This window comes from Dictyobacter formicarum (genome assembly GCF_016587435.1).
Genome location: NZ_BNJJ01000005.1, coordinates 1 through 20,708 on the forward strand (window position 1 = coordinate 1; position 20,708 = coordinate 20,708).

Sequence of the window (20,708 nt, forward strand, 5' to 3'; positions counted from 1 at the left end):
TAGCGCATCTCAATAATCATCCGCTCACGGGGGGTGAGAACCGCCAGGACTTGCTCGACCTGTTGACTCAATAATTGCTGGATTGCTTGATCTACCTGTTGCTCTTGATGCGAGTCCACAATCATCTCAGCCAGGCGATATTCTTCTTCCTCAACAATCGGGGCGTCCAGCGAAATGGGCTGATCAGCAGCATTGAGTAACTCTACTACCCGCTCACGCGGCAAGCCTACCTCCTGAGCAATCCGCTCTGGCAAAACCTCAACGCCCTCTTCCTGGTAAATACGGCGGGCCACGCGCTTGATTTTGTAAATAAGCTCCACCACATGCACGGGTACATGAATGCTGCGTGCATGCTCCGCGATCGCACGACTGATCGCCTGGCGAATCCACCAGGTGGCGTATGTACTGAAACGAAAACCACGCTGATAATCAAATTTCTGAGTGGCACGCATGAGGCCAATATTGCCTTCTTGTATCAAATCTAGCAGTGGTAAACCTTGGTTGGTATAACGTTTGGCAATACTGACAACTAAGCGTAAATTGGATTCAATTAAACGCTGGCGCGCACGCGTTTCTCCATGAGTTACGCGTTCAGCCAGTGCCAATTCTTGCTCCGAAGATAGAAGTGGATATAAACCAATTTCCTTTAAATATTGCTTCACCGCATCATCGCTAATCGCCTGCTGGTCCTCATCCTCCTCAGAAAAATTTTCGTCGAACACATCATTAAAATCTTTTTCATCTAGTACCAGTGGCTCGTCTGCCAGCTGGCTTTGCCCTTTTTTCTCAGCTAGCTTAGTTGTGGTACGATTGGCGGTTCTTCCAGTCCTTAACGCCATATACCATCCTCCTTCACGCACACATCCAGATCACACATTCCACACTCAAATAAAGACAGTCGCGAAGATATATAAAGAACGTCTTCCCACTTCTCTCACTTTGCAATAATCATGCCAAAGTCAACAAAATGGTCACCAGACTTACTCAATGTTTATCAGAGACGGCAGACACGCAAGGCAAAAAAGTGGAGACAGACGGCACTAGAAAGTTTGTTTAGCAAACAGGTCAGGCAATAAAGCAGACAAGATGTGCTGTTAAAAAATGAAAATATTTCAAGAATTGAGTTATTTTACGCAACGTTCACAAGAAGAGTATTTCAATAGATATGAATGCTTGACTAGAGTTGTATCACCTGTTATGCTGAAGGTAAGAAGCAAAGAACTGTGCTTCCTACCACTTCTACTGCCAGAAAAAAGATGAAGAATACCTCTTTTTTGCCTAGCTAAATGAATAATTCTTCACCTAAATGCTGACAGAGAAGAGGACTTATGGTATGATAGGTAGGGCATGGGTTACATACACCCTGCTGTGGGGACGCGGATGCAGCGGCGGAGGCTCCCCCTAGGCTTACTATCTCGCTAAGCCACGCTTGTTAGCAAAATCGACAAGCGCTTATTACCTCCAGAGAGAAGGAAGGAGGCGATTTCGTGGAAAACGCTTTTCCCCGGTGTCGCAAATGTAGTGAAGGTGATCTGGTTCCGCTTTCGGACTTCGGTAGCCAGGGAGCTTCCATAGAGTACAAGGCCTGGGTTTGCACCAACCCTTCTTGCCTGTACAATATTAAGATCCGTAATGGAGATATCATCATTAATGAGCCAATTAGTGATGGTTCACTCCATACCTATCGCAGCGGTCGACAGTAGGGGTGTTCATCACACCAAAAACAACGCTCACGAGTGGTCGCGATCACTTGCTAGCGTAAAAAGGAGGCAAAAGGCGGCTATATGTACACTCCTTTTGCCTCTCTATATACAGAGGGGTAGTCACAAAAAAGGCCACTGCAGTGGCCTGAAAGGGTGATTATTGTCCCTCTATTTGGCTTTTTCGGAACAAATACTGTATAAAGTCATAGAGTATTAATCAATTAGATTTTTTAACTTTATTAAAAGGAGTCAATGCTGACGTGCTCAATCGCTTCTTTGGGCAGAAACCTCAGGAAGACCCAAAACAAAAGCAGACAACCGGTAATACTGCTCCAGCACAACCCGCTGGACAACAACCTGTTGCAGAACAACGTTTTACCTTCTTGAATCGCACCCGTCAAATATTCAACCGGCTGGGCAATACTGTTCAGGAAACCGACACCATTACCGATAGCCTATGGGATGAGTTGGAAGAGTCATTATTGGGGGCTGACGTGGGACCAAGCACGACGCTATGGCTCATAGAGCGCCTGCGCCAACGCGTGAGCGACGAAAATATGCGTACAGGCGGCCAGGTACAACAAGCATTACGAGAAGAATTAACCGCCCTCCTTGGAAAATCATCATCTCTCCGTTTCTCCAAACAATCTCCTCTTACAGTGATCCTTGTGATCGGTGTCAATGGTTCAGGGAAAACTACCAGCATCGCTAAAATGGCTTATCGCCTCAAACGAGAAGGACATAGTGTGATGCTGGCTGCTGGCGATACATTTCGCGCAGCTGCTATTGATCAGTTACAGGAGTGGGGTAATCGTGTTGAGGTACCGGTCATTAGCCAAAAACCAAATTCTGACCCCGGCGCAGTTGTCTACGATGCACTTCAAGCCGCCCAGAGTCGCGGCAGCGATGTGTTGATCGTCGATACAGCCGGTCGCTTACACACCAAGTTTAATCTAATGGAAGAATTAAAGAAAATTAATAAAATTATTCAGAAATTCGTTCCAGATGGTCCACACGAACTGCTAATGGTTATCGATGCCACCACGGGCCAGAATGCCCTGCTGCAAGCACGTAAGTTTGCAGAGGACATCGGTCTGACCGGCGTTGTCATCACCAAGATGGATAGTACGGCCAAGGGTGGTTTTGCGTTTGCGGTCGCAGACGACTTAGGTGTGCCAATTAAATTTATTGGTACGGGTGAAAAAGTAGAGAATTTGATGCCATTCGAACCGCAAAATTTCGTGGCTGCGCTCTTCGCACAACAGTAACCGGAGGTTTCTTATGGCAAAAGAAGCTGCTGTCCCACTCACCGGGCAGGCTTCCTCCCCCACTGAGGATAAGCCTGCTCTGCCCTCGGTGGGCAATATAGCTGTCAAATGTCCTAAATGTAAAGAAATTTTATATAGTCGCGATTGGGAAAAGAACCTGAAGGTGTGTTCTCGTTGTAACCACCATTTCAGACTGACTGCCCTTGAGCGCATCGATCTCTTAGCTGATCCTGGAAGTTTCACTGAATTGGATGCGGATATTATTTCTGTCGATCCTCTCCAGTTCTCGACGTTTCCACCTTCGTACTCAGATCAACGCAACTATGCCGATAAGCTAGCTGCGGAACGTAAAAAGGCTGGTATCAATGAAGCTGTGGTCATTGGCCACGCGACCATTGAAAGTAAGCCGCTGGCTCTGGCTGTGATGGATTTCCACTTTATGGGGGGCAGCATGGGCTCTGCCGTTGGTGAGAAAATTACACGTGCCATCGAGTCAGGCATTGAGCGCCACGTTCCTGTGTTAATCGCCTCTACTTCAGGTGGCGCACGCATGCAAGAGGGACTCTTTTCGCTGATGCAGATGGCGAAAACCTCTGCTGCCCTGGCCAGATTGGGTGAGGCCAAACTCCCTTATATTAGCCTGCTTACTGATCCCACGACCGGCGGCGTGTCCGCCAGTTTTGCGATGCTGGGCGACATTATACTGGCCGAACCAGGCGCCCTGGTGTGCTTTACCGGCCCACGTGTTATCGAACAGTTTATGCATATCAAACTACCTGAAGGTACCGTTAATTCTGAATTCGGGCTGCAACACGGTATGATCGACGCCGTCGTACATCGACGCGATCTACGCTCAACGCTGGGACAGATCCTTAGTCTCTATTCGTAAGCATTGTCTAAGTGTAGCATTTCTGGCTACCATCAGGCACAACGAGACTGGAAAGCATAATATAGAAGGGAAAGCGATGGCCTACGATCTTGAATTTGAGAAACCGCTGGCTGAGTTAGAAAAAAAGATATCTTCCTTGCAACGCAAGGGTGACCGCCTGAAAACGGATGAACTGGTACAGTTGCATGAGTTGGAACGAGAACTTCAGCAAAAGACCGAGGATCTTTATAAAAACCTTACGACATGGCAAACTGTGCAGGTGGCGCGCCACAAGGATCGACCTTACGCCGCTGACTATATCCGACTCATGTGCGACGATTTTTTTGAGCTACATGGAGATCGCTCTTTTGGAGATGATCACGCCATTATGGCGGGTCCTGCTAAACTTGGAAAGCAATCTGTGATGCTGGTCTGTCATCAAAAGGGCCGTGATATGAAGGAGAAGCAATTCCGCAATCTAGGAATGCCGCATCCAGAAGGATATCGCAAAGCTCATCGTTTGATGGAGCAGGCTGAGAAGTTCCAGATGCCCATTGTGTCGTTGATCGATGCTTCTGGCGCATCACCGGGCCTGGTTGATGAGGAACGTGGACAGGCGGAGGCGATTGCCGCCACACTGTATTTGATGCCTCGCTTGAAGGTTCCTATCATTGCGACAGTTATCGGTGAGGGAGGAAGTGGTGGCGCTCTGGCCATTGGTGTGGCTGATCGTATCTTGATGCTGGAACACAGCATTTATATGGTGGCCGCCCCCGAGGCCGCGGCATCAATTATGTGGCGCGATGCAGCCTATGCTTCGTATGCGGCTACCGCAATGCGCATCAGTGCGCACGAATTGCTGCCACTGGGCCTGATTGATGAGATCTTGCCAGAACCGCTTGGAGGCGCTCATCGCAACTATCAGCAAATGGCCACCACGTTGAGAAATGCTCTGGAACGTCACCTGGAAGAGACGAAGAGCTTGCCAACTGACAAACTATTAGAGTTGCGCTACCAGAAGTTCCGCAATATAGGCAAGTATGGTTCTATTCAAGAGCCAACGCTCGCCAGTACCCAGGCCTAGTCATTCATAGTCATATAAAAAAGACCTCCATGCAGATGGAGGTCTTTTTTATATGACTATGAATGACTGATTATTTAGATTATTTACACTTCGCGATATTCGCCCTCGACAGTACCGCTATCTTCAGTGGGAGTGGAAGAACGTCCAGTTCCAGCACCAGCAGTGGCCGCGTTCTGGCTATCATAGATTTCCTTCCCCACTCGCTGCAACGTCAGCTCCAATTCTGAGGTCAGCGAGCTCAAGCTGACGATCTGGTTAGCAGCCAGTGCGTCTCGCAGAGCTTTGATCTTCTGCTCTACATCTGAGCGCAGGCTGACAGAGATTTTACCTTCGACGTCCTTCAAAGTACGCTCGGCCTGGTAAGCGACACTATCAGCCCGGTTGCGCAGTTCAATCTCCTCTTTACGGGCTCGATCTTCCTGTGCATGCACCTCGGCTTCACGCACCATACGCTCAACTTCCGCCTTGGAGAGTCCGCTGGAAGCAGTAATGGTGATTCGTTGCTCTCGACCAGTAGCCTTGTCGCGGGCAGTGACGTTCAAAATGCCGTTGGCGTCAATATCAAAGGTAACCTCAACCTGTGGCACGCCACGCGGAGCGGGCGCAATGCCTTCCAGGCGGAAGTGTCCCAGACTCTTGTTATCGCGAGCCAATTCACGCTCGCCCTGTAAGACATGGATCTCAACGGCTGGCTGATTATCTTCTGCCGTACTGAAAACCTCGCTCTTGCGCACTGGAATAGTCGTATTACGCTCAATCAAACTGGTCATCACGCCACCCAGGGTTTCAACGCCCAGTGATAGCGGCGTAACGTCGAGCAAGAGCACATCTTTAACGTCTCCCTGCAGGACACCAGCCTGGATAGCTGCTCCAATCGCCACCACCTCGTCTGGATTAACTCCCTTATGGGGCTCTTTGCCAAACAGCTTACGCACCATGTCTACTACAGCCGGCATACGTGTCTGTCCACCGACCAGCACCACTTCATCTACGTTACCAGGGCGGATTTCTGCATCCTCTAACGCCTTCAAGACCGGGCCTTTAGTGCGCTCAATCAGTCCACCTACGAGCTGCTCCAGTTTCGCACGCGTCAGGCTCATCACCAGGTGCTTGGGACCATTGGCATCTGCGGTAATAAAGGGTAAGTTGATCTCGGTCTGCATGGACGATGAAAGCTCTACTTTGGCTTTCTCGGCTGCCTCTTTTAGGCGTTGGATGGCCATACGATCTTTGCGCAGGTCGATGCCCTGCTCGCGACGGAACTCGTCGGCAATCCAATCCATGATTAGCTGGTCGAAGTCGTCACCACCCAGGTGTGTATCACCATTGGTAGACTTAACTTCAAACACACCCTCACCTAATTGCAGGATCGAGATATCAAAGGTACCACCACCCAGATCATAGACAGCAATCGTTTGATCGCTCTTCTTATCCAGACCATAGGCCAGGGATGCGGCGGTTGGCTCGTTGATAATACGCAGCACTTCCAGACCAGCGATACGACCAGCATCTTTCGTTGCCTGCCTTTGGGCATCGTTAAAGTACGCGGGAACCGTAATCACAGCTTGTGTCACAGGTTCACCCAGGCGCGCCTCAGCGTCCGCTTTCAACTTTTGCAGGATCATGGCCGAGATTTCAGGAGGACTATAATCGCGCCCGGCCAATCCGACGCGCGCATCGCCATTGGCGGCACGCGACACTTTATAGGGCACGCTCTTGATAGTACGCTGCACTTCGGCATCGTCGAAACGACGGCCCATTAAACGCTTCACAGAGAAAATGGTGTTATCTGGATTGGTGACGGCCTGGCGTTTGGCCACCTGCCCTACCAGGCGTTCGCCACTTTTAGTGATCGCTACGACCGATGGGGTCAGGCGCGAACCTTCACTATTCTCCAACACAGTTGGATCGCCAGCCTCGATGATCGCCACGACAGAATTTGTGGTGCCAAGGTCAATACCAATTACTTTTGCCATGATGTATGTTCCTCCTCATTAGTGAGGGTGTGTTGTTTGTTGCTCGAGAACAAGTTACAGGATAAAGAGTTCAGTCAGTTTAAGCATAGTTACCCTTCCTTCACACCTCTTACCACATAACTTTGCTTATGCTTAAAAGTTTTTCTGATATATATGTAAAACAGCCACTTGAGCTGTGATGTTATGATACACTTCCCTTATTGCCAGCAGGGGAAGAGAAAGATTATGTCCGTTAAGGGGACCTGGCAGGTCCCCTTTAATCCCTGTTGTGATAGCTCCTCGATTAAGCTTTTGAGCCAGACTCAACAACCTGCTTGGGTTGAGTTTTGCTGCTGGATACAGAAATCTTACGTGGGCGGCTCTCTTCAGCAACCGGTACCGTGATGGTTAGCACACCGTGTTCGTAGCTGGTTTCGATACCGTCAGCGTTAATAGGTTTTGGGAAAGTAATGCTGCGCTCGAATTTTCCAGAGCCGCTCTCCTGGATCAGCCAGTTGATCTTTTCCTCCTGAGCGGCCCAGGGATGGAAGGTACCTTTCAGGAAGAGTGTGTTGTCATGTACGGTCAGTTCAATATCTTCTGTTTTGACGCCTGGCAGCAGGGCCCGTACATGATATCCTTGCTCGGTCTCATAGGCATCTATCATCGCATGCATCCCCTGAGAAGACCGCCCCCAGGTTGGACGAACAAAGCTCTGCTCGAACAGCTGGTCCATTGCATTGCGCAGACTGACAAAATCACGGAATGGATCGTGCCGCATCATCATTGACATAATAACAGCCTCCTTCTTCTTTATAACCAGTTTTCTGAATAACGTACCTTCGAGAGTTTGATTGAAGGATAGCACCGTGTTTGCTTGCTTCTACTTTCTTGCTTCCTTCAATCATCTTACGACTATATTATGTGTTACCTTACAAATTTTGTCAAGTCATTTGCGTATAGCTTTGCGTCATTCTAACAAACTTCTAATAATTGACGCATTGTAACATGTAAATTCAATGATGACTTGTGCAGAGTAAGGACCTGATAGACATCAGTTGAGTGGCTTTTGCGCGTCTTGTTTCTTTGCTTTTGCAGTGAGGTGCCCTCATATATTGCGTAGGATAGAACTGCGAAGAAGGGCCAGTCCAATGAGTGCAAATCCAGCCGTAATAACCTGAGCGGCTGGCTGCGTGTGAAGTGCCATGATGCAGCGGTGATTGGTCAACCGGGAGGTCTGTATTCCCAACGGCAAGGCGGCGACAACCATAGGAAGCTCAAATAAATAATGAGAGAACAGGCCACTCTGCCTGTCTCTCATTATCGTTCTTTTTTCTCGTCAGAGGATTCGACGATGTATTCGGTGTGTTGCACATGCATGAGCAGGGTACGTACCTCTTTAACCTCTTGTTCAAGGCTGATAACCTGTCGGCGCATCTGAAGTATATGGCGAATACCCACGGCATTGATGCCTTGATCGGCCAGATCGGCGATCTCTTGCAAAACGGCGAGGTTCTCGTCTGAGTAAAGGCGATTCTTGCCATCCTGGCGCGCAGGATCAAGCAGGCCAGCTTCCTCATAGCGACGCAATGTCTGTGGAGGTATACCAACTAATTGCGAGACAACACCAATAGAATACTTTGGTAAACGGCGATGTTCATCATCACTCATCGCCTGAGGCGCTCTGGAACGTCGCTTCATGGTAAACCTCCTTCTAGCCACCTTCTTTAGATGGAAAAGCGAGCATGATAAAGCGGTTGTCATGCTCTTTTGTGGCAGTATTGTTTCGGTAATTATAATATGATTTAACATTTTTTGTCAAGTTACATAGACAAAAACATCAAACGCTGACTTTTTTTGCTTTTATTTTCGCCATTGCATCTCTATAGATACTCTGTTACCATAAAAGAGTATTTCTCTAAATGGAAATGTATCGAACAATTCACCCGTCAAAGGAGAATGTGTCAATGTTCACAAGTTTAGATCCCGGAGCCATTGGTATCTCTGTACCTTTTGAAGAAGCGCTCCAGCTTGCTCGCGATACTGGCTTTGAGGGCTTAGATTTGCCATTGAAGGATTTGCTGAACCGCGCCCAACAAACCTCCGTACAAGAAATTAAAGAGCTCTTTCAACAGGCTCAGCTCCGACCTGGTGCCTGGGGGCTGCCCGTAGATTTTAGAGGAGATGAAGAAAGCTATCAGAGGGGACTGGCGCAGTTGCCAGCCTATGCAGAGCTGGCTCGGGCGCTGGGCAGCAGCCGTTGTTCAACCTGGATTCTGCCATTTTCAGATACACGCGATTATCAGGCCAACATGGAATTCCATGCCAGTCGCCTGCGTCCCATTGCCCAGATTCTAGCCGATCATGGTCAACGTTTTGGCCTGGAGTTTGTCGGTCCTAAAACGATGCGAAATGGTCATCGCTACGAGTTTATTTCTACCATCACTGGCGGCCTTGAACTGGGACAGCAGATCGGCACTGGCAATACGGGCCTTTTATTGGATAGCTATCACTGGTTTACCTCTCATGGCAATGTTGCTGAAATCCAGCAATTGATCAATCAGCAGATTGTTTACGTCCATGTGAATGATGCGCCAGCTGAACGGGCAGTGGATGAGCAGATCGACAACGAGCGCCTCTTGCCGGGCGCCAGTGGCGTTATCGATATTGCTGGCTTCATGCAGGCCCTGCAAAGTATCGGCTACGATGGTCCAGTTGTTGTAGAGCCATTTAATGCCGAGCACCGCGCCTTACCTTATGCGGAACGCGTAAAGGCCACACGCGCCAGCCTGGCTAAGATCTGGCAACAGGCTGGACTCAACGCATAAAAACATATTACCCATACAGGCATCAGCAGATCATTCAGCACGATGCTTGTATGGTAGTTATCCCAGGATAGCCGCTAACGGCCGCAAAATAGCAGCGTTGAGTTCTGCTTGGTACACCTTATTTCTTGACAGATAAAAATAGATTTTATACAAATTTACTTATATGAACAAGGAAATAGTCCTGAATTCAAGATCATGCCAGGGAAAAGATATATAATATATAATTATCTCAGTTATTATATCGTTGCTTTTCACGCCTGCTACTCTGCGCATGGAGACAGCTATCATAGCACTACCCGGGTGTCAATATGACCTTTTTCTTGACTTTTCAGCGCCCGACTAGTAGCATGATGATACTGTTGAGAATACATTTGTTTTGTTAGTGCATATGCGATAAAGCAGAGGAACCACCATTGCTAAATGTTCGTCTTTTAAATCGAAAGCTTAGTGTATATAGCCTCATTGCAATAGCGATTATTGCACTTGCCATGAGCCTACGCCTGATTCTTATCCTTTTGCATTGGCCAGCAACCAATAGTGATGAAGGAATCATGGCCATTATTGCCAATGACATCGCCTACCACGGGAAGTTTCCTTTGATGTTTTATGGCCAGGATTATATGGGTGTCATTGAGGCATACCTGGGAGCCCTTTTTTATCATCTTACGGGGGGTCCATCCATTACAGCTCTGCGTCTGGGCGTTATTTTGCTCATAGGACTTTTCTTCATTGTTATGTATCGTCTCACCAGTCTCATTTACTCGCAAAAAATGGCCCTGATTACGCTGGCATTTCTCAGTTTCAGTACGCTTTCCTATGTGGGTCGCCTGGTTTTAGCTACCGGCGGTTCCGCTGAGACGCTATTATTTGGCTCGCTCTCTTTCCTGGTGGCCGCATACCTTTCATATACTTATGAGCGGCAGGCATCCATCCGTACCAGGCTTTTACGCCTGCCGGGTTATCTGCTCTTTGGAATCATTGTAGGTCTGGGCATCTGGAGCGATATGGTCGGGCTATCTCTCTATCTCATGTCGACGCTGCTGCTGGTCATCTTCTGCTGGCGCGAGATCTTTATCTGGGGAGGCTGGCTGATTGGACTCTTAGGTGGTGCCATCGGTTTACTGCCGACAATTATCTATTCTCTACAGATTGGAACAAGCCCGATTGCGGATTTGCTGGGGAAGGCTGAAACTCCCCCCATCAATGCCACCGCAGAACAATTAAGCCTCTGGCATAAGATTGTCGAAACCTTTCAGGTCAGTCTGCCAACCGCCACCAGTTCTCCTTTCTGTCCGGTTATTGAATACCCCTTTATGGGCGATAATACGCAACGCACTTTGAGTTGCGGTATTATTCAATCCAGTTGGAGTATTGGTTATGTGTTGTTGATCATCGCGTCTATTATCATTACTATCCTGGCTCTCAAACAGCTCAGAAAAAATCAAGAAGGGTTGAGCGCACTAGAACAGCATAAGAAACGGGTAATCTATGTAACGCGACTCTGTATGCTTGGGGCCGCCATTCTCTCGCTATTGATCTACATCAACAGCGCAGGTCCTGTTAATCAGCCTGGCTACCATGCGCGCTATATTATTAGCCTGGTCGTGATTACACCCGCTATTCTTGCGCCCCTCTATAACGCGGCACGTCATCTGCGGTCAGAACTTAAATGGGCCAGATTTCGGCTCTATGGTAGTCGAGCAATTCTGGTAGCACTGGCAGTCATTTTTATCGCCGGAACGTATATTGCTTTTATGGAAGTGCCAAGGGCTCAAGCGGCCAGCGACCGACGCGAGCATCTCATCAAGCAACTGACGGCATTGCATGTAACCTACCTCTACACCGATTACTGGACCTGCTATAATCTGGTTGTTGCTACCATGAACACAAAGCATCCGATTATCTGTGCTGTCATTGATGATCAACTGAGTAACAAGCATAATCGCATCAAAAGCTTTGAAATCGCGGTAGATAAATCCAAGAGGCCGCCCTTCATGTGCGCAAAGGATCTCAGTCTTACCACTAAAGATACCTACAACTGTTTGCCAGAGGCAGCCGCCCAGGCCAACAAGACGAATTCTAAAATAGGACACTATTTTGTGCGCCATGACCTCGATGGCTATGTGCTTTATAGGGCCGAGCCAAAGTCTTAGGCTTCAAAAGTTTAGATTCAAAGTTTCAAAACAGCGATCTCGCAGATGCACGATGTGACATATAAGGGAGTGCTACTCCGATATACACCTCTGTAGCACTCCCTTATATGTCACATTTGATATTCCGGCTCGGGAAGCTCTACCAGAGCTTGTTCGGGCACGTTGAACGATGACGACCAGCGAGTACGCCATCCCTGCTGGCACAGAACAAGTATACGTAACATCACCAGTGCGAGCAAAGCCACTCCAGCCAGTACAATCCAACCAAAAGTATACGATCCGCTCATCTGTTTAAAACTGCCTAAAATAAGGGGAAGTATAAAACCACCAAATCCGCCAAACGCTCCCACGATGCCGGTAATAATACCTATCTCCGTCTGAAAACGCTGTGGAATGAGCTGGAAGACTGCGCCATTCCCCATACTCAAGAACATCACGCCAAGCACAACTAGAGGAACCATCAAGGGCAATGGAAATAAAAAGGCTGACAATGCATAAGCTCCGACCACCAGGAGGAGCACTCCAGTCAAGATGCGTACACCACCTAGCTTATCAGCAATATAGCCCCCAAGGGGTCTAAAAGTACTACCCATAAAGGTAGCCAGGGCCGTCAAATAACCAGCATTTACCGCGCTAATCCCATATTGGTTATGAAAAAATTGCGGAAGGAACGTACCCAAACCAACAAAACCACCAAAAGTCACACAGTAGAGCAGGCAGAACCACCACAAATCGCTCGTATTCAAAACAATGAGATACTTAGCGACCCCATGAGGCTGAGGACGTGAAGGACAGTCTCTGGCGAACAAAGAAAAGGCCAGTAACACCAATGCCAGTGGAAGCATGGTTATACCTAACACGGCATGCCAGCCATAGGTTCTAGCAAGCGAAGGGGCCAGTAGATTGGCAAAGACCACGCCCATATTGCCGGCCGCCGAGATGCCCATGATCAATCCCTGTTTGGAAGGTGGATACCAGTAGCTAGCCATAGGCAAAGCCACAGCAAATGATGAGCCACCCACACCAAGCATCAAACCAATACAGAGCACAGCTGGAAAGTTTATGTTCACCAGCCATCCTAACAACAGGGGGACAAACAAAAAGAGCAGCATCAACACACCAACACGCCTTCCACCAAAACGGTCCCCTAATAATCCCATCGGAATACGCATCAAGGAACCACTTAAGGTGGGAATGGCCACCATGACAGTCTGTAGAAAAGGATTCAATCCGAGGCTCTGAGAGATAGGTACACTCAGAGACCCCAGGAGAACCCAGATAGTAAAACACATATCAAAGTGTAAGAAAGAGGCAAGCACGGTTAATTTCGCGCTGGTTTGTATCCCATCACGCGATGACATAAATGGCATGCAGAACTCCTTTTCTTGCAAAACAGGAGTGCTGTAGAAAGTGGCGTCCGGGCAAGCCGGTTTATAATCAGGATGCCATGTGTTCTACCAGAGCCTTAATCAAATGTCCCATCTTGGGATGCTCTGGAACAACATGGGGAGTGACGCCGTATCCTTCTAACACACCTGTACAGGTGGGACCAATCGAAGCCACGATGGTCCTGGTATTCAATGCCGCCGTTAAGGCACTGGTACAGTCCAACTCGGCGGCAATCGCGAAGAGGTGACGAACCTGAATCTGGCTGGTAAACATGATGGCATCTACGTTGCCAATGATCAGCTCACGCACCAATGCACGCAATTGGGTAGTGTCAAGCGGTAATTGCCACTCATAAAGGCTGAGTTCCTCCAACATGGCACCGTGGCTATGTAAAAACTGAGAGATTTGATCGTTGCGCTCACCATAATGCACGACTCCGATGGTTCGGCCAGTCACGTCAAAAGGCTTGAGCACCGCCAGCAGCTCGTTTGTGGTATAGGGCTCCGGCGCACTGGCAGCAATCGGTATGTTCTCCTTTCTCAATACCGCTGAGGGTTTAGGGCCCCGGCAAATAACACTGACGCCTCTTAGAGCCGTTACCAACTCATCCCGGCGTCCCAGCTGGTCAGCCTCTTGCAGCAATGCCTTAACACCTACACCGGTGAAGAAAATAACCAGGAAGACATCTCCTGCTATTAATCGATCAATAAAAGCCGCCACTGGCTTGGAGGCATTTACGACAGTTTCACGAACGGCGGGCGCGCTCCAGGCGGTGCCCCCATTGCGTCGAATGAGATCAGCCATCTCATCGCTCATGCGCGCTTCCAATACAGCAATACGAGCATCGTGAAAAGCCATTGGTTTGCTCCTCTTTCTTTCATATTCCTGGGAAGAGAAAGGCGCTTATTATTACAAAATCTATATATCCAGGCCCAGCAAAATTTCTCCGTTTGCATCCAGTGAAACCTCATACGTTTTGAGCGCTCCACAGGTATTACCAAGCGGTTCACCAGTTGCCAGACAAAACTTGTAACCATGTAAGGGGCAAACAACTTTGCCATCACCAATCATACCATCGGCCAACGGTCCATTTTTATGTGGGCAGGTAGCCTGAAGTGCAAACACCTCACCGGTACGTGTGCGAAAAAGGGCAATCCTTGTTTCCTCTATCTGGAATGTACGTCCTTCTCCCAGGGGAAGTCTATCAAGTGAGCCGAGATTATAAATTACTCGACCGGGTGTCATCATAATGCTCATAAGGTAACCACACCTTCTTTAACTTGTAAAGCGGCAATTTGTAAAACTGCCAATGTTTTTAGCGTACGCTCACTTTTTCAATCGGATGCAAAGCTTCAGTAAACTGGGTTGGTGTAACCGGAATAGTCGCTTCCTGCCAGGGATCTCTATAGGCGTCCACAGCGGCTTGCATATCCCGATCTAGCTGCTGACATATATGTTCGCAATCTTCAATGAGCAACTGGCGCAATCTATCGATCCCGATACGCTCGGCAAAGCTATGGGTGCGCTCAAGGTATTTAGCCTGCTCACGATAATACTGCATGAAGCGTCCTATATAGAGCAGTACTTCTTCCTGGCTGTCAGCCACGCAGAGTAGGTCACCCTTGCGCACGGTAGATCCGGCGGCCCCGCCCACATAGATTTCCCATTTACCACCCTCGATCGCTACCACACCGATATCTTTGGTTGTAGACTCTGCACAGTTGCGTGGACAGCCAGATACCGCCAGCTTTAACTTGTGGGGAGCTTCAACACCCTGGTAACGCTTCTCAATATTAATGCCAAGCGCAGTGCTATCGCCCAGGCCATAACGACAGAACTCAGAGCCCAGGCAGGTTTTACAGGTACGAAAACTCTTGGTATATGCATGTCCGGATGGCATTCCCAGATCCTTCCATACCTCGGGCAATTGTTGTTTGGGAATCCCAACCAGGTCGATACGCTGTCCGCCCGTTAGTTTTACCATTGGTGCCTGATATTTTTCTGCGACCTCAGCAATGCGCCGCAATTCTTGTGCGGAGGTTACACCACCATACATACGTGGTACTACACTGAATGTACCGTTATTTTGTATATTGGCATGCACTCTGTCATTAATGAAGCGGGCATCGCGTTGATCTTCATACTCACTTCCCCAGATCGTCTTAAGCAGTGAAGCAAGGCCGGCTTTACTAGCTGGATCTTCTTTACCTCCAGCCAGAGCAGCAAAGACCGCGGCAACACTATACAGTTGCTGTTCCTTAATAGCCTTGATCAATTCTGGCTTGGTTAATGCTACGCCGGGCACGTAATAGTGTATTGAGGGATCTTCAACGACCAACCCATCTGAGGCAGCCTCCAGCAGCGCCTGCACCTGCGACATACAAGAGCCACAACCAGTGCCAGCCCGGGTCGCGTCACAGAGCATTTTGAGGCTGCGTTTCCCCTCTTTGACACATTGCACTATCTTACCTTTTGAGACACCATTGCAATTACAGATTTGCGTCTCATCGGGCAGGTCTGCGACATTGATAGCCTTCTTTTCTCCAGCTAGTGAGAAAAGAAGTTCGGAACGGTTCTCTGGCAGCACAGAACGGCGATCGAATAATTGGGATAGGCGTGGGATAACCTCGCCATCGCCCAGCACAATTGCGCCAGCAATCCTACCATCACGTATAATTAATTTCTTGTACACACTTCGCGCAGGCTCTGAATAGACCACAATCTCATCATCATCATGCTGCGACTCCTTATCACCCATAACAGCCAGGTCTACTCCCATCACTTTGAGCTTGGTAGACTCACGCGATCCCTGATAGATCCGCTGTGAGGCTTGACTGGTGAGACGTTCTGCCAGGCATTGCGCTTGCTCCCATAGCGGAGCAACCAACCCATAGGTGCGCTCCCGATGCTGAATACACTCACCAAGTGCATAGATATCGGGGACACTACATGAAAGGTCATCGCCAACCAGAATGCCGCGATCGACTTTAATGCCGGCATGGCGCGCTAACTCAATATTTGGGCGAATACCGGTCGAAATGACGACCATATCACAACCCATTCTGGAGCCATCCTCAAATCCCAGCCCCTCTACCCGCTCGTGACCAAAGACGGCGGTGGTGCGCTTCTCCAGGTGCAAATGAACCCCCATACGCTCCAATGAGGTACGCAGCATCTTGCTCGCCGCCGTATCTAGCTGGACGTTCATCACATGAGGAGCTACATGTACTACGCTGACAGCCAGTCCTCGATTAAGTAAGCCCCGGGCTGCCTCTAGCCCTAGTAATCCACCGCCGACCACGACTGCCTTGCTTGCCCGGACAGCATACTGCATCATTGAGGTGCAATCATCAATGGTGCGAAAAACAAATGCACCCGTCTTGAGCTTTCCGGTTGAGGTATAGAGATTATCCAATGCGGGAATAGCTGGTGAGCTTCCGGTGGCCAGGACCAGTTTGTCATAGGCCATAACTGTGCCATCTGAGGCATAAACTGTCTTTGAGGTATAATCAATGGTATGAATGCGATTCCCGGCATAGAGTGTGATGCCGTTGTCCTGATACCAGGCTAAGGGATTTATAAAAATATCGCTGGGATCATGGTTTCCCGCCAGCACATTTGAGAGCAGGATGCGATTGTAGTTGCCGTATGGTTCGTCGCCAAAGACGACAATATCATATTGCTCACGGCCTTGAAGCGCTAACACTTCTTCTATGAGACGCGCTCCGGCCATTCCATTACCAATAATAATGAGACGTTGTTTCTGCATTCTGCTTAAACCTCCATGGCTGATGAAGCGCTTGCGCGCTCTATGCGAACCGCGCAGACCTTGAACTCAGGCATATGACTATCTGGATCTAACGCGGGATTAGTAAGACGATTAGCAGATTGTTGGCCATTCCAGTGGAATGGCACAAAAATGGTATCCTCACGAATTGTGCTTGTAAGTTTCGCGCGAAACAAGGCAGAACCACGCCGTGTAGTCGCTTGTACCTGTTCTCCATCAGTGATTCCATAGGTACGAGCCGTCGTTGGATGTACCTCTAGCCAGGGATGGGGAGCAACGGCGTTCAGTTGCTCTACGCGACGTGTCTGGGTACCTGACTGATACTGAGCCAGGATACGACCGGTAGTTAAGTACAAGGGATAGCTAGCATCAGGTTCTTCATCTGGCGCTTGATGAATAACCGCATGGAATCGCGCTCTTCCAGAGGGGGTAGGGAAACGCTCTTGAAACAGGCGGGGCGTGCCTGGATGCTCTGCTGAGGAACAAGGCCAGAACACGCCATCCTGTTCCTCGATCTTCTCATAGCTGATTCCCGCATAATCGGCCAGGCCGCCTGCGCTGGCCCGGGCAAGCTCCTCAAAAATCTGGCGCGGCTCCGCATAAGTAAAATAAGCGCCTTTGCCAAGAGCGGCGGCTAGCATGCAGAGTATCTTGCTATCAGAATAAATGCTTTGCGGTGCTGTAAAGGCACACCGGCGTCGAAGCACACGCCCTTCGACGTTGGTTATCGTACCCTCTTCTTCTGCCCATTGGGTTGTGGGAAGAACAATATTTGCCAGTTGGGCGGTTTCAGATAAAAAGAAGTCGGCCACAACCATAAATTCTACGGTCCGTAATCGCTCTTGAATATGGAGTGCATTAGGGGCTGATACCACCGGGTTTGTACCCATGATCATTAATCCATGAATACCACCTGGTTGTCCCACCGCCTCTAACATCTCATATGCGGATCTACCAGGTCCAGGAAGAGCCTCTTCCGCAATACCCCAGACGCCAGCAATATGTTGTCGCGCTAGCGGATCTGTAATGCGGCGATAGCCAGGCAATTGGTCCGCTTTTTGGCCATGTTCTCTGCCTCCCTGGCCATTCCCCTGGCCAGTCAGACATCCATATCCACTGGCTGGACGACCAACCAAACCCAGGGCCAGAGCGATATTTATATAGGAAAGCACATTGTGTACTCCCTGCCGCTGCTGTTCGGCGCCACGGGCAGTCAGGATGATTGCGGAACGAGCCTCTCCTAGCATGCGTGCCACCTGGAATAATTGCGCTTCCGGAATACCAGTAATGCGCTCAACCCGTTCAGGCCAATACAGGGCCACATTCGCTTTGACGCGTTCAAAATCACTGGTGCGCTGCTGAATATATTGATAATCCAGCAAGCCCTCTCGGATCAAAATGTGCAGAATCCCATTAGCCAGGGCAGCGTCGGTACCAGGAGTCAGGCGCAGATGTACAGTAGCCCCATGCGTGGTTATAGATGCTCGTGGATCAACCACAATCAATTGCCCGCCTCGTTGACGCTGGGACTCAAAATACTGCATCAATGGTGGCATGGTTTCGGCTGCATTGCTGCCTATCAATATTACCACCTCAGCCTGGGCAATATCTGCAATAGGAAAAGGCAGGCCACGATCCAGGCCAAAGGCGGCCATCCCGGCCGTAGCCGCTGAAGACATACAAAAACGGCCATTGTAGTCAATTTGAGATGTCCCTAAAGCCACACGGGCAAATTTTCCAAGGAGATAGGCTTTTTCATTAGTCAGGGAACCGCCACCCAGCACGCCAAGCGCATCTTTCCCATAACGTGCCTGTACCTGTTGAAATTTTTCGACAATGGTAGCAATAGCTTCTTCCCAGGAGATCGGCTCAAATGTACCACCCGCCATACGCTGTAGTGGTGTGAGCAGGCGCTCTGGATGCTGAAGAGTCGCCGCCGCGTGCCAACCTTTGATGCACATACGGCCATTGTTGACTGGAAAATGAATGTTACCAGTAATTGTAGCTTGCTCACGCGGTCCAGTTATATGCATGCCACACTGCAATGCACAGTATGGACAATGCGTAGCAACCCTGTGTCGACCAGAAACCCGCGTTATCTGTGAATCTGCAATATTCTGCATGTTGCGCTTCCTCGTATGACCTGTTGTATGCACAGTAGCAATCCAGGATATGTATTATCATCTGGACAACAAATACTTCATTGATGTTGCTAATAGGTCATACTCTTGAGAGATACATGTGCGGAACAAGCAGCATTGCATGCCCACCTGGCCTTATAGGAATATATACATTTGTATAAATTGTACAAATGTATCGTTCAAAGACATACTAACATCAAATTAATATCGATAGAACGGTTGAAAGATATAAAATATTTTCCTCATCATTGTATATTTTGCACAATAGACTATCAATAATAACATGTCGCTGCGGGATTCTCCGACTTAAGAAGATAAATATACGATTTATGCTAATGGGCATACACAGGTGCGTCATCATCCAAAAAGCAGGCACAACAACGTCCTATGAGCGTTGTTGTGCCTGCTTTTTGGATGATTTATATTATTCGCTTAAAAGCATGCCTGCTATGCATTCTTATTGCTTACGCCGGCTTCGGCAAAAGTGGCCATTTCCTGGTGGGTACGCAGGGCTCCCTCAATGATATGCATGGCTAGAACGGCACCGGTACCTTCTCCCAATCTCAACTGGAGATTAAGCAATGGCTCCAAATGCAGTTTTTCCAGGATCAGGCGGTGGCCGCGTTCAACGGAGAGGTGTCCGGCAAAAAGATAGTCACGCACGGTAGGAGCAAGGGCACAGGCGACCAGGGCCGCGGCGCTGGAAATAAAACCATCAATAATACTAGGAATGTGCCGGGCGGCAGCAGCCAGGATCACACCCACCAGGCCAGCTATCTCCAGACCTCCCAGTTTGGCCAGCACGTCAAGCGGCTGCGCGGCATCAGGAGCATTGTGAGTGATAGCCTGCTCGACAATACGTACTTTATGCGCCAGCTGTTGATCATCAATGCCAGTACCACGACCAGTAACGTATTCAACCGGCACATCCAGAAAGCAGGCGGTAAGTGCGCTGGCCGCGGTTGTATTGCCAATACCCATTTCACCGGTGGCCACCAGATCCAGACCCTGCTCAGCCAGATTTTCAATCACCTCGACACCAACGTTGATGGCCTGCAGGACTTCAGCCTGACTCATGGCAGCTTCTCGTGCCATATTGGCGGTCCCTCGCCGCACTTTACGAGACAAGAGGTTGGGATGTTCAAGGTCAGCGGCCACACCGATATCAACCACGGTCACGTCGGACTGCGCCTGCCGGGCCAGTGCGTTAATAGCCGCGCCTCCAGACAGAAAGTTGAGTACCATCTGGGGTGTAACATCTTTAGGATAGGCACTCACACCCTCGGCGGTTACACCATGGTCGGCAGCCATGACAACGACCGCCCGGCGCTGTACAACAGGTACCACGCTTCTGGTGATGCCCGCCATCTGCACCGCGATCTCTTCAAGGCGTCCCAGACTACCAGGTGGCTTGGTCAGTTGCGACTGCCGCGCGCGTGCCTGCTCAACGCTACCGGAATCGAGTGGAGTAATTTTTTCAATCAAAGCATTTAAATCTACCATAAACTATACCTTTTTATGTTACGTACTAT

17 protein-coding genes are annotated in these 20,708 nt (G+C 49.2%); 6 read left to right on the forward strand and 11 right to left on the reverse strand.

Going from position 1 to position 20,708, the window contains the following annotated elements:
* Positions 1 to 839 (reverse strand): sigma-70 family RNA polymerase sigma factor (locus tag JMI88_RS09790; RefSeq protein WP_201361645.1); only part of this gene is annotated, 839 nt, incomplete at its 3' end.
* Positions 840 to 1,487: 648 nt separating this feature from the next.
* Between JMI88_RS09790 and JMI88_RS09795 the strand changes: the two genes are divergently transcribed.
* From JMI88_RS09795 to JMI88_RS09810, 4 genes are all read left to right on the forward strand, one after another.
* Positions 1,488 to 1,703, forward strand: coding sequence for a hypothetical protein (locus JMI88_RS09795; protein ID WP_126548829.1), 216 nt, complete (start codon positions 1,488 to 1,490; stop codon positions 1,701 to 1,703).
* A 260-nt stretch (positions 1,704 to 1,963) separates the two neighbouring features.
* Positions 1,964 to 2,971 (forward strand): signal recognition particle-docking protein FtsY, encoded by a 1,008-nt coding sequence (gene ftsY / locus JMI88_RS09800; RefSeq protein WP_201361646.1) that lies wholly within the window; start codon positions 1,964 to 1,966, stop codon positions 2,969 to 2,971.
* A 13-nt stretch (positions 2,972 to 2,984) separates the two neighbouring features.
* Positions 2,985 to 3,860, forward strand: coding sequence for an acetyl-CoA carboxylase, carboxyltransferase subunit beta (gene accD, locus JMI88_RS09805; RefSeq protein ID WP_201361647.1), 876 nt, complete (start codon positions 2,985 to 2,987; stop codon positions 3,858 to 3,860).
* Positions 3,861 to 3,936: 76 nt separating this feature from the next.
* Positions 3,937 to 4,923 carry an acetyl-CoA carboxylase carboxyltransferase subunit alpha gene (locus JMI88_RS09810; RefSeq protein ID WP_201361648.1) on the forward strand — a complete coding sequence of 329 codons (987 nt, stop codon included), beginning with the start codon at positions 3,937 to 3,939 and terminating at the stop codon, positions 4,921 to 4,923.
* 83 nt (positions 4,924 to 5,006) lie between these two features.
* On the opposite strand, the gene dnaK is transcribed toward JMI88_RS09810, so the two are convergent.
* The 4 genes from dnaK to JMI88_RS09830 form a co-directional block, all read right to left on the reverse strand.
* Positions 5,007 to 6,899: a molecular chaperone DnaK gene (gene dnaK / locus JMI88_RS09815; RefSeq protein WP_201361649.1), complete on the reverse strand. Its 1,893-nt coding sequence runs from the start codon at positions 6,897 to 6,899 to the stop codon at positions 5,007 to 5,009.
* A gap of 283 nt (positions 6,900 to 7,182) precedes the next feature.
* On the reverse strand, positions 7,183 to 7,671 hold the full coding sequence (locus tag JMI88_RS09820; protein ID WP_201361650.1) for an Hsp20/alpha crystallin family protein: 489 nt from the start codon (positions 7,669 to 7,671) through the stop codon (positions 7,183 to 7,185).
* 315 nt (positions 7,672 to 7,986) lie between these two features.
* Positions 7,987 to 8,199, reverse strand: coding sequence for a hypothetical protein (locus JMI88_RS09825; protein WP_201361651.1), 213 nt, complete (start codon positions 8,197 to 8,199; stop codon positions 7,987 to 7,989).
* Entirely contained in the window at positions 8,199 to 8,579 is a 381-nt protein-coding gene (locus tag JMI88_RS09830; protein WP_201361652.1) for a MerR family transcriptional regulator, read from the reverse strand. The genes JMI88_RS09825 and JMI88_RS09830 overlap by 1 nt, the downstream gene beginning before the upstream one ends.
* Before the next feature lie 266 nt (positions 8,580 to 8,845).
* Here JMI88_RS09830 and JMI88_RS09835 point away from each other — a divergent pair, with 266 nt between their 5' ends.
* Positions 8,846 to 9,706 carry a sugar phosphate isomerase/epimerase family protein gene (locus JMI88_RS09835; protein ID WP_201361653.1) on the forward strand — a complete coding sequence of 287 codons (861 nt, stop codon included), beginning with the start codon at positions 8,846 to 8,848 and terminating at the stop codon, positions 9,704 to 9,706.
* A gap of 413 nt (positions 9,707 to 10,119) precedes the next feature.
* Positions 10,120 to 11,859, forward strand: coding sequence for an ArnT family glycosyltransferase (locus JMI88_RS09840; protein WP_201361654.1), 1,740 nt, complete (start codon positions 10,120 to 10,122; stop codon positions 11,857 to 11,859).
* Between the two features lie 110 nt (positions 11,860 to 11,969).
* Here the strand turns inward: JMI88_RS09840 and JMI88_RS09845 are convergent, their stop codons facing one another.
* The 6 genes from JMI88_RS09845 to cobT form a co-directional block, all read right to left on the reverse strand.
* On the reverse strand, positions 11,970 to 13,229 hold the full coding sequence (locus tag JMI88_RS09845) for an MFS transporter (protein ID WP_201361655.1): 1,260 nt from the start codon (positions 13,227 to 13,229) through the stop codon (positions 11,970 to 11,972).
* A gap of 67 nt (positions 13,230 to 13,296) precedes the next feature.
* Entirely contained in the window at positions 13,297 to 14,106 is an 810-nt protein-coding gene (locus tag JMI88_RS09850) for a uroporphyrinogen-III synthase (protein ID WP_201361656.1), read from the reverse strand.
* A 60-nt stretch (positions 14,107 to 14,166) separates the two neighbouring features.
* Positions 14,167 to 14,505, reverse strand: coding sequence for a Rieske (2Fe-2S) protein (locus JMI88_RS09855; protein ID WP_201361657.1), 339 nt, complete (start codon positions 14,503 to 14,505; stop codon positions 14,167 to 14,169).
* A gap of 58 nt (positions 14,506 to 14,563) precedes the next feature.
* Positions 14,564 to 17,017, reverse strand: a complete 2,454-nt coding sequence (nirB, locus tag JMI88_RS09860) for a nitrite reductase large subunit NirB (RefSeq protein WP_201361658.1) — start codon at positions 17,015 to 17,017, stop codon at positions 14,564 to 14,566.
* A 5-nt stretch (positions 17,018 to 17,022) separates the two neighbouring features.
* The gene (locus JMI88_RS09865) at positions 17,023 to 19,158 is read right to left on the reverse strand and encodes a molybdopterin oxidoreductase family protein (RefSeq protein ID WP_201361659.1); all 2,136 of its coding nucleotides are present in this window, start codon (positions 19,156 to 19,158) and stop codon (positions 17,023 to 17,025) included.
* A gap of 465 nt (positions 19,159 to 19,623) precedes the next feature.
* Complete coding sequence (cobT, locus tag JMI88_RS09870; RefSeq protein ID WP_201361660.1) at positions 19,624 to 20,679, reverse strand: nicotinate-nucleotide--dimethylbenzimidazole phosphoribosyltransferase; 1,056 nt, start codon at positions 20,677 to 20,679, stop codon at positions 19,624 to 19,626.
* Positions 20,680 to 20,708 lie beyond the last annotated feature (29 nt).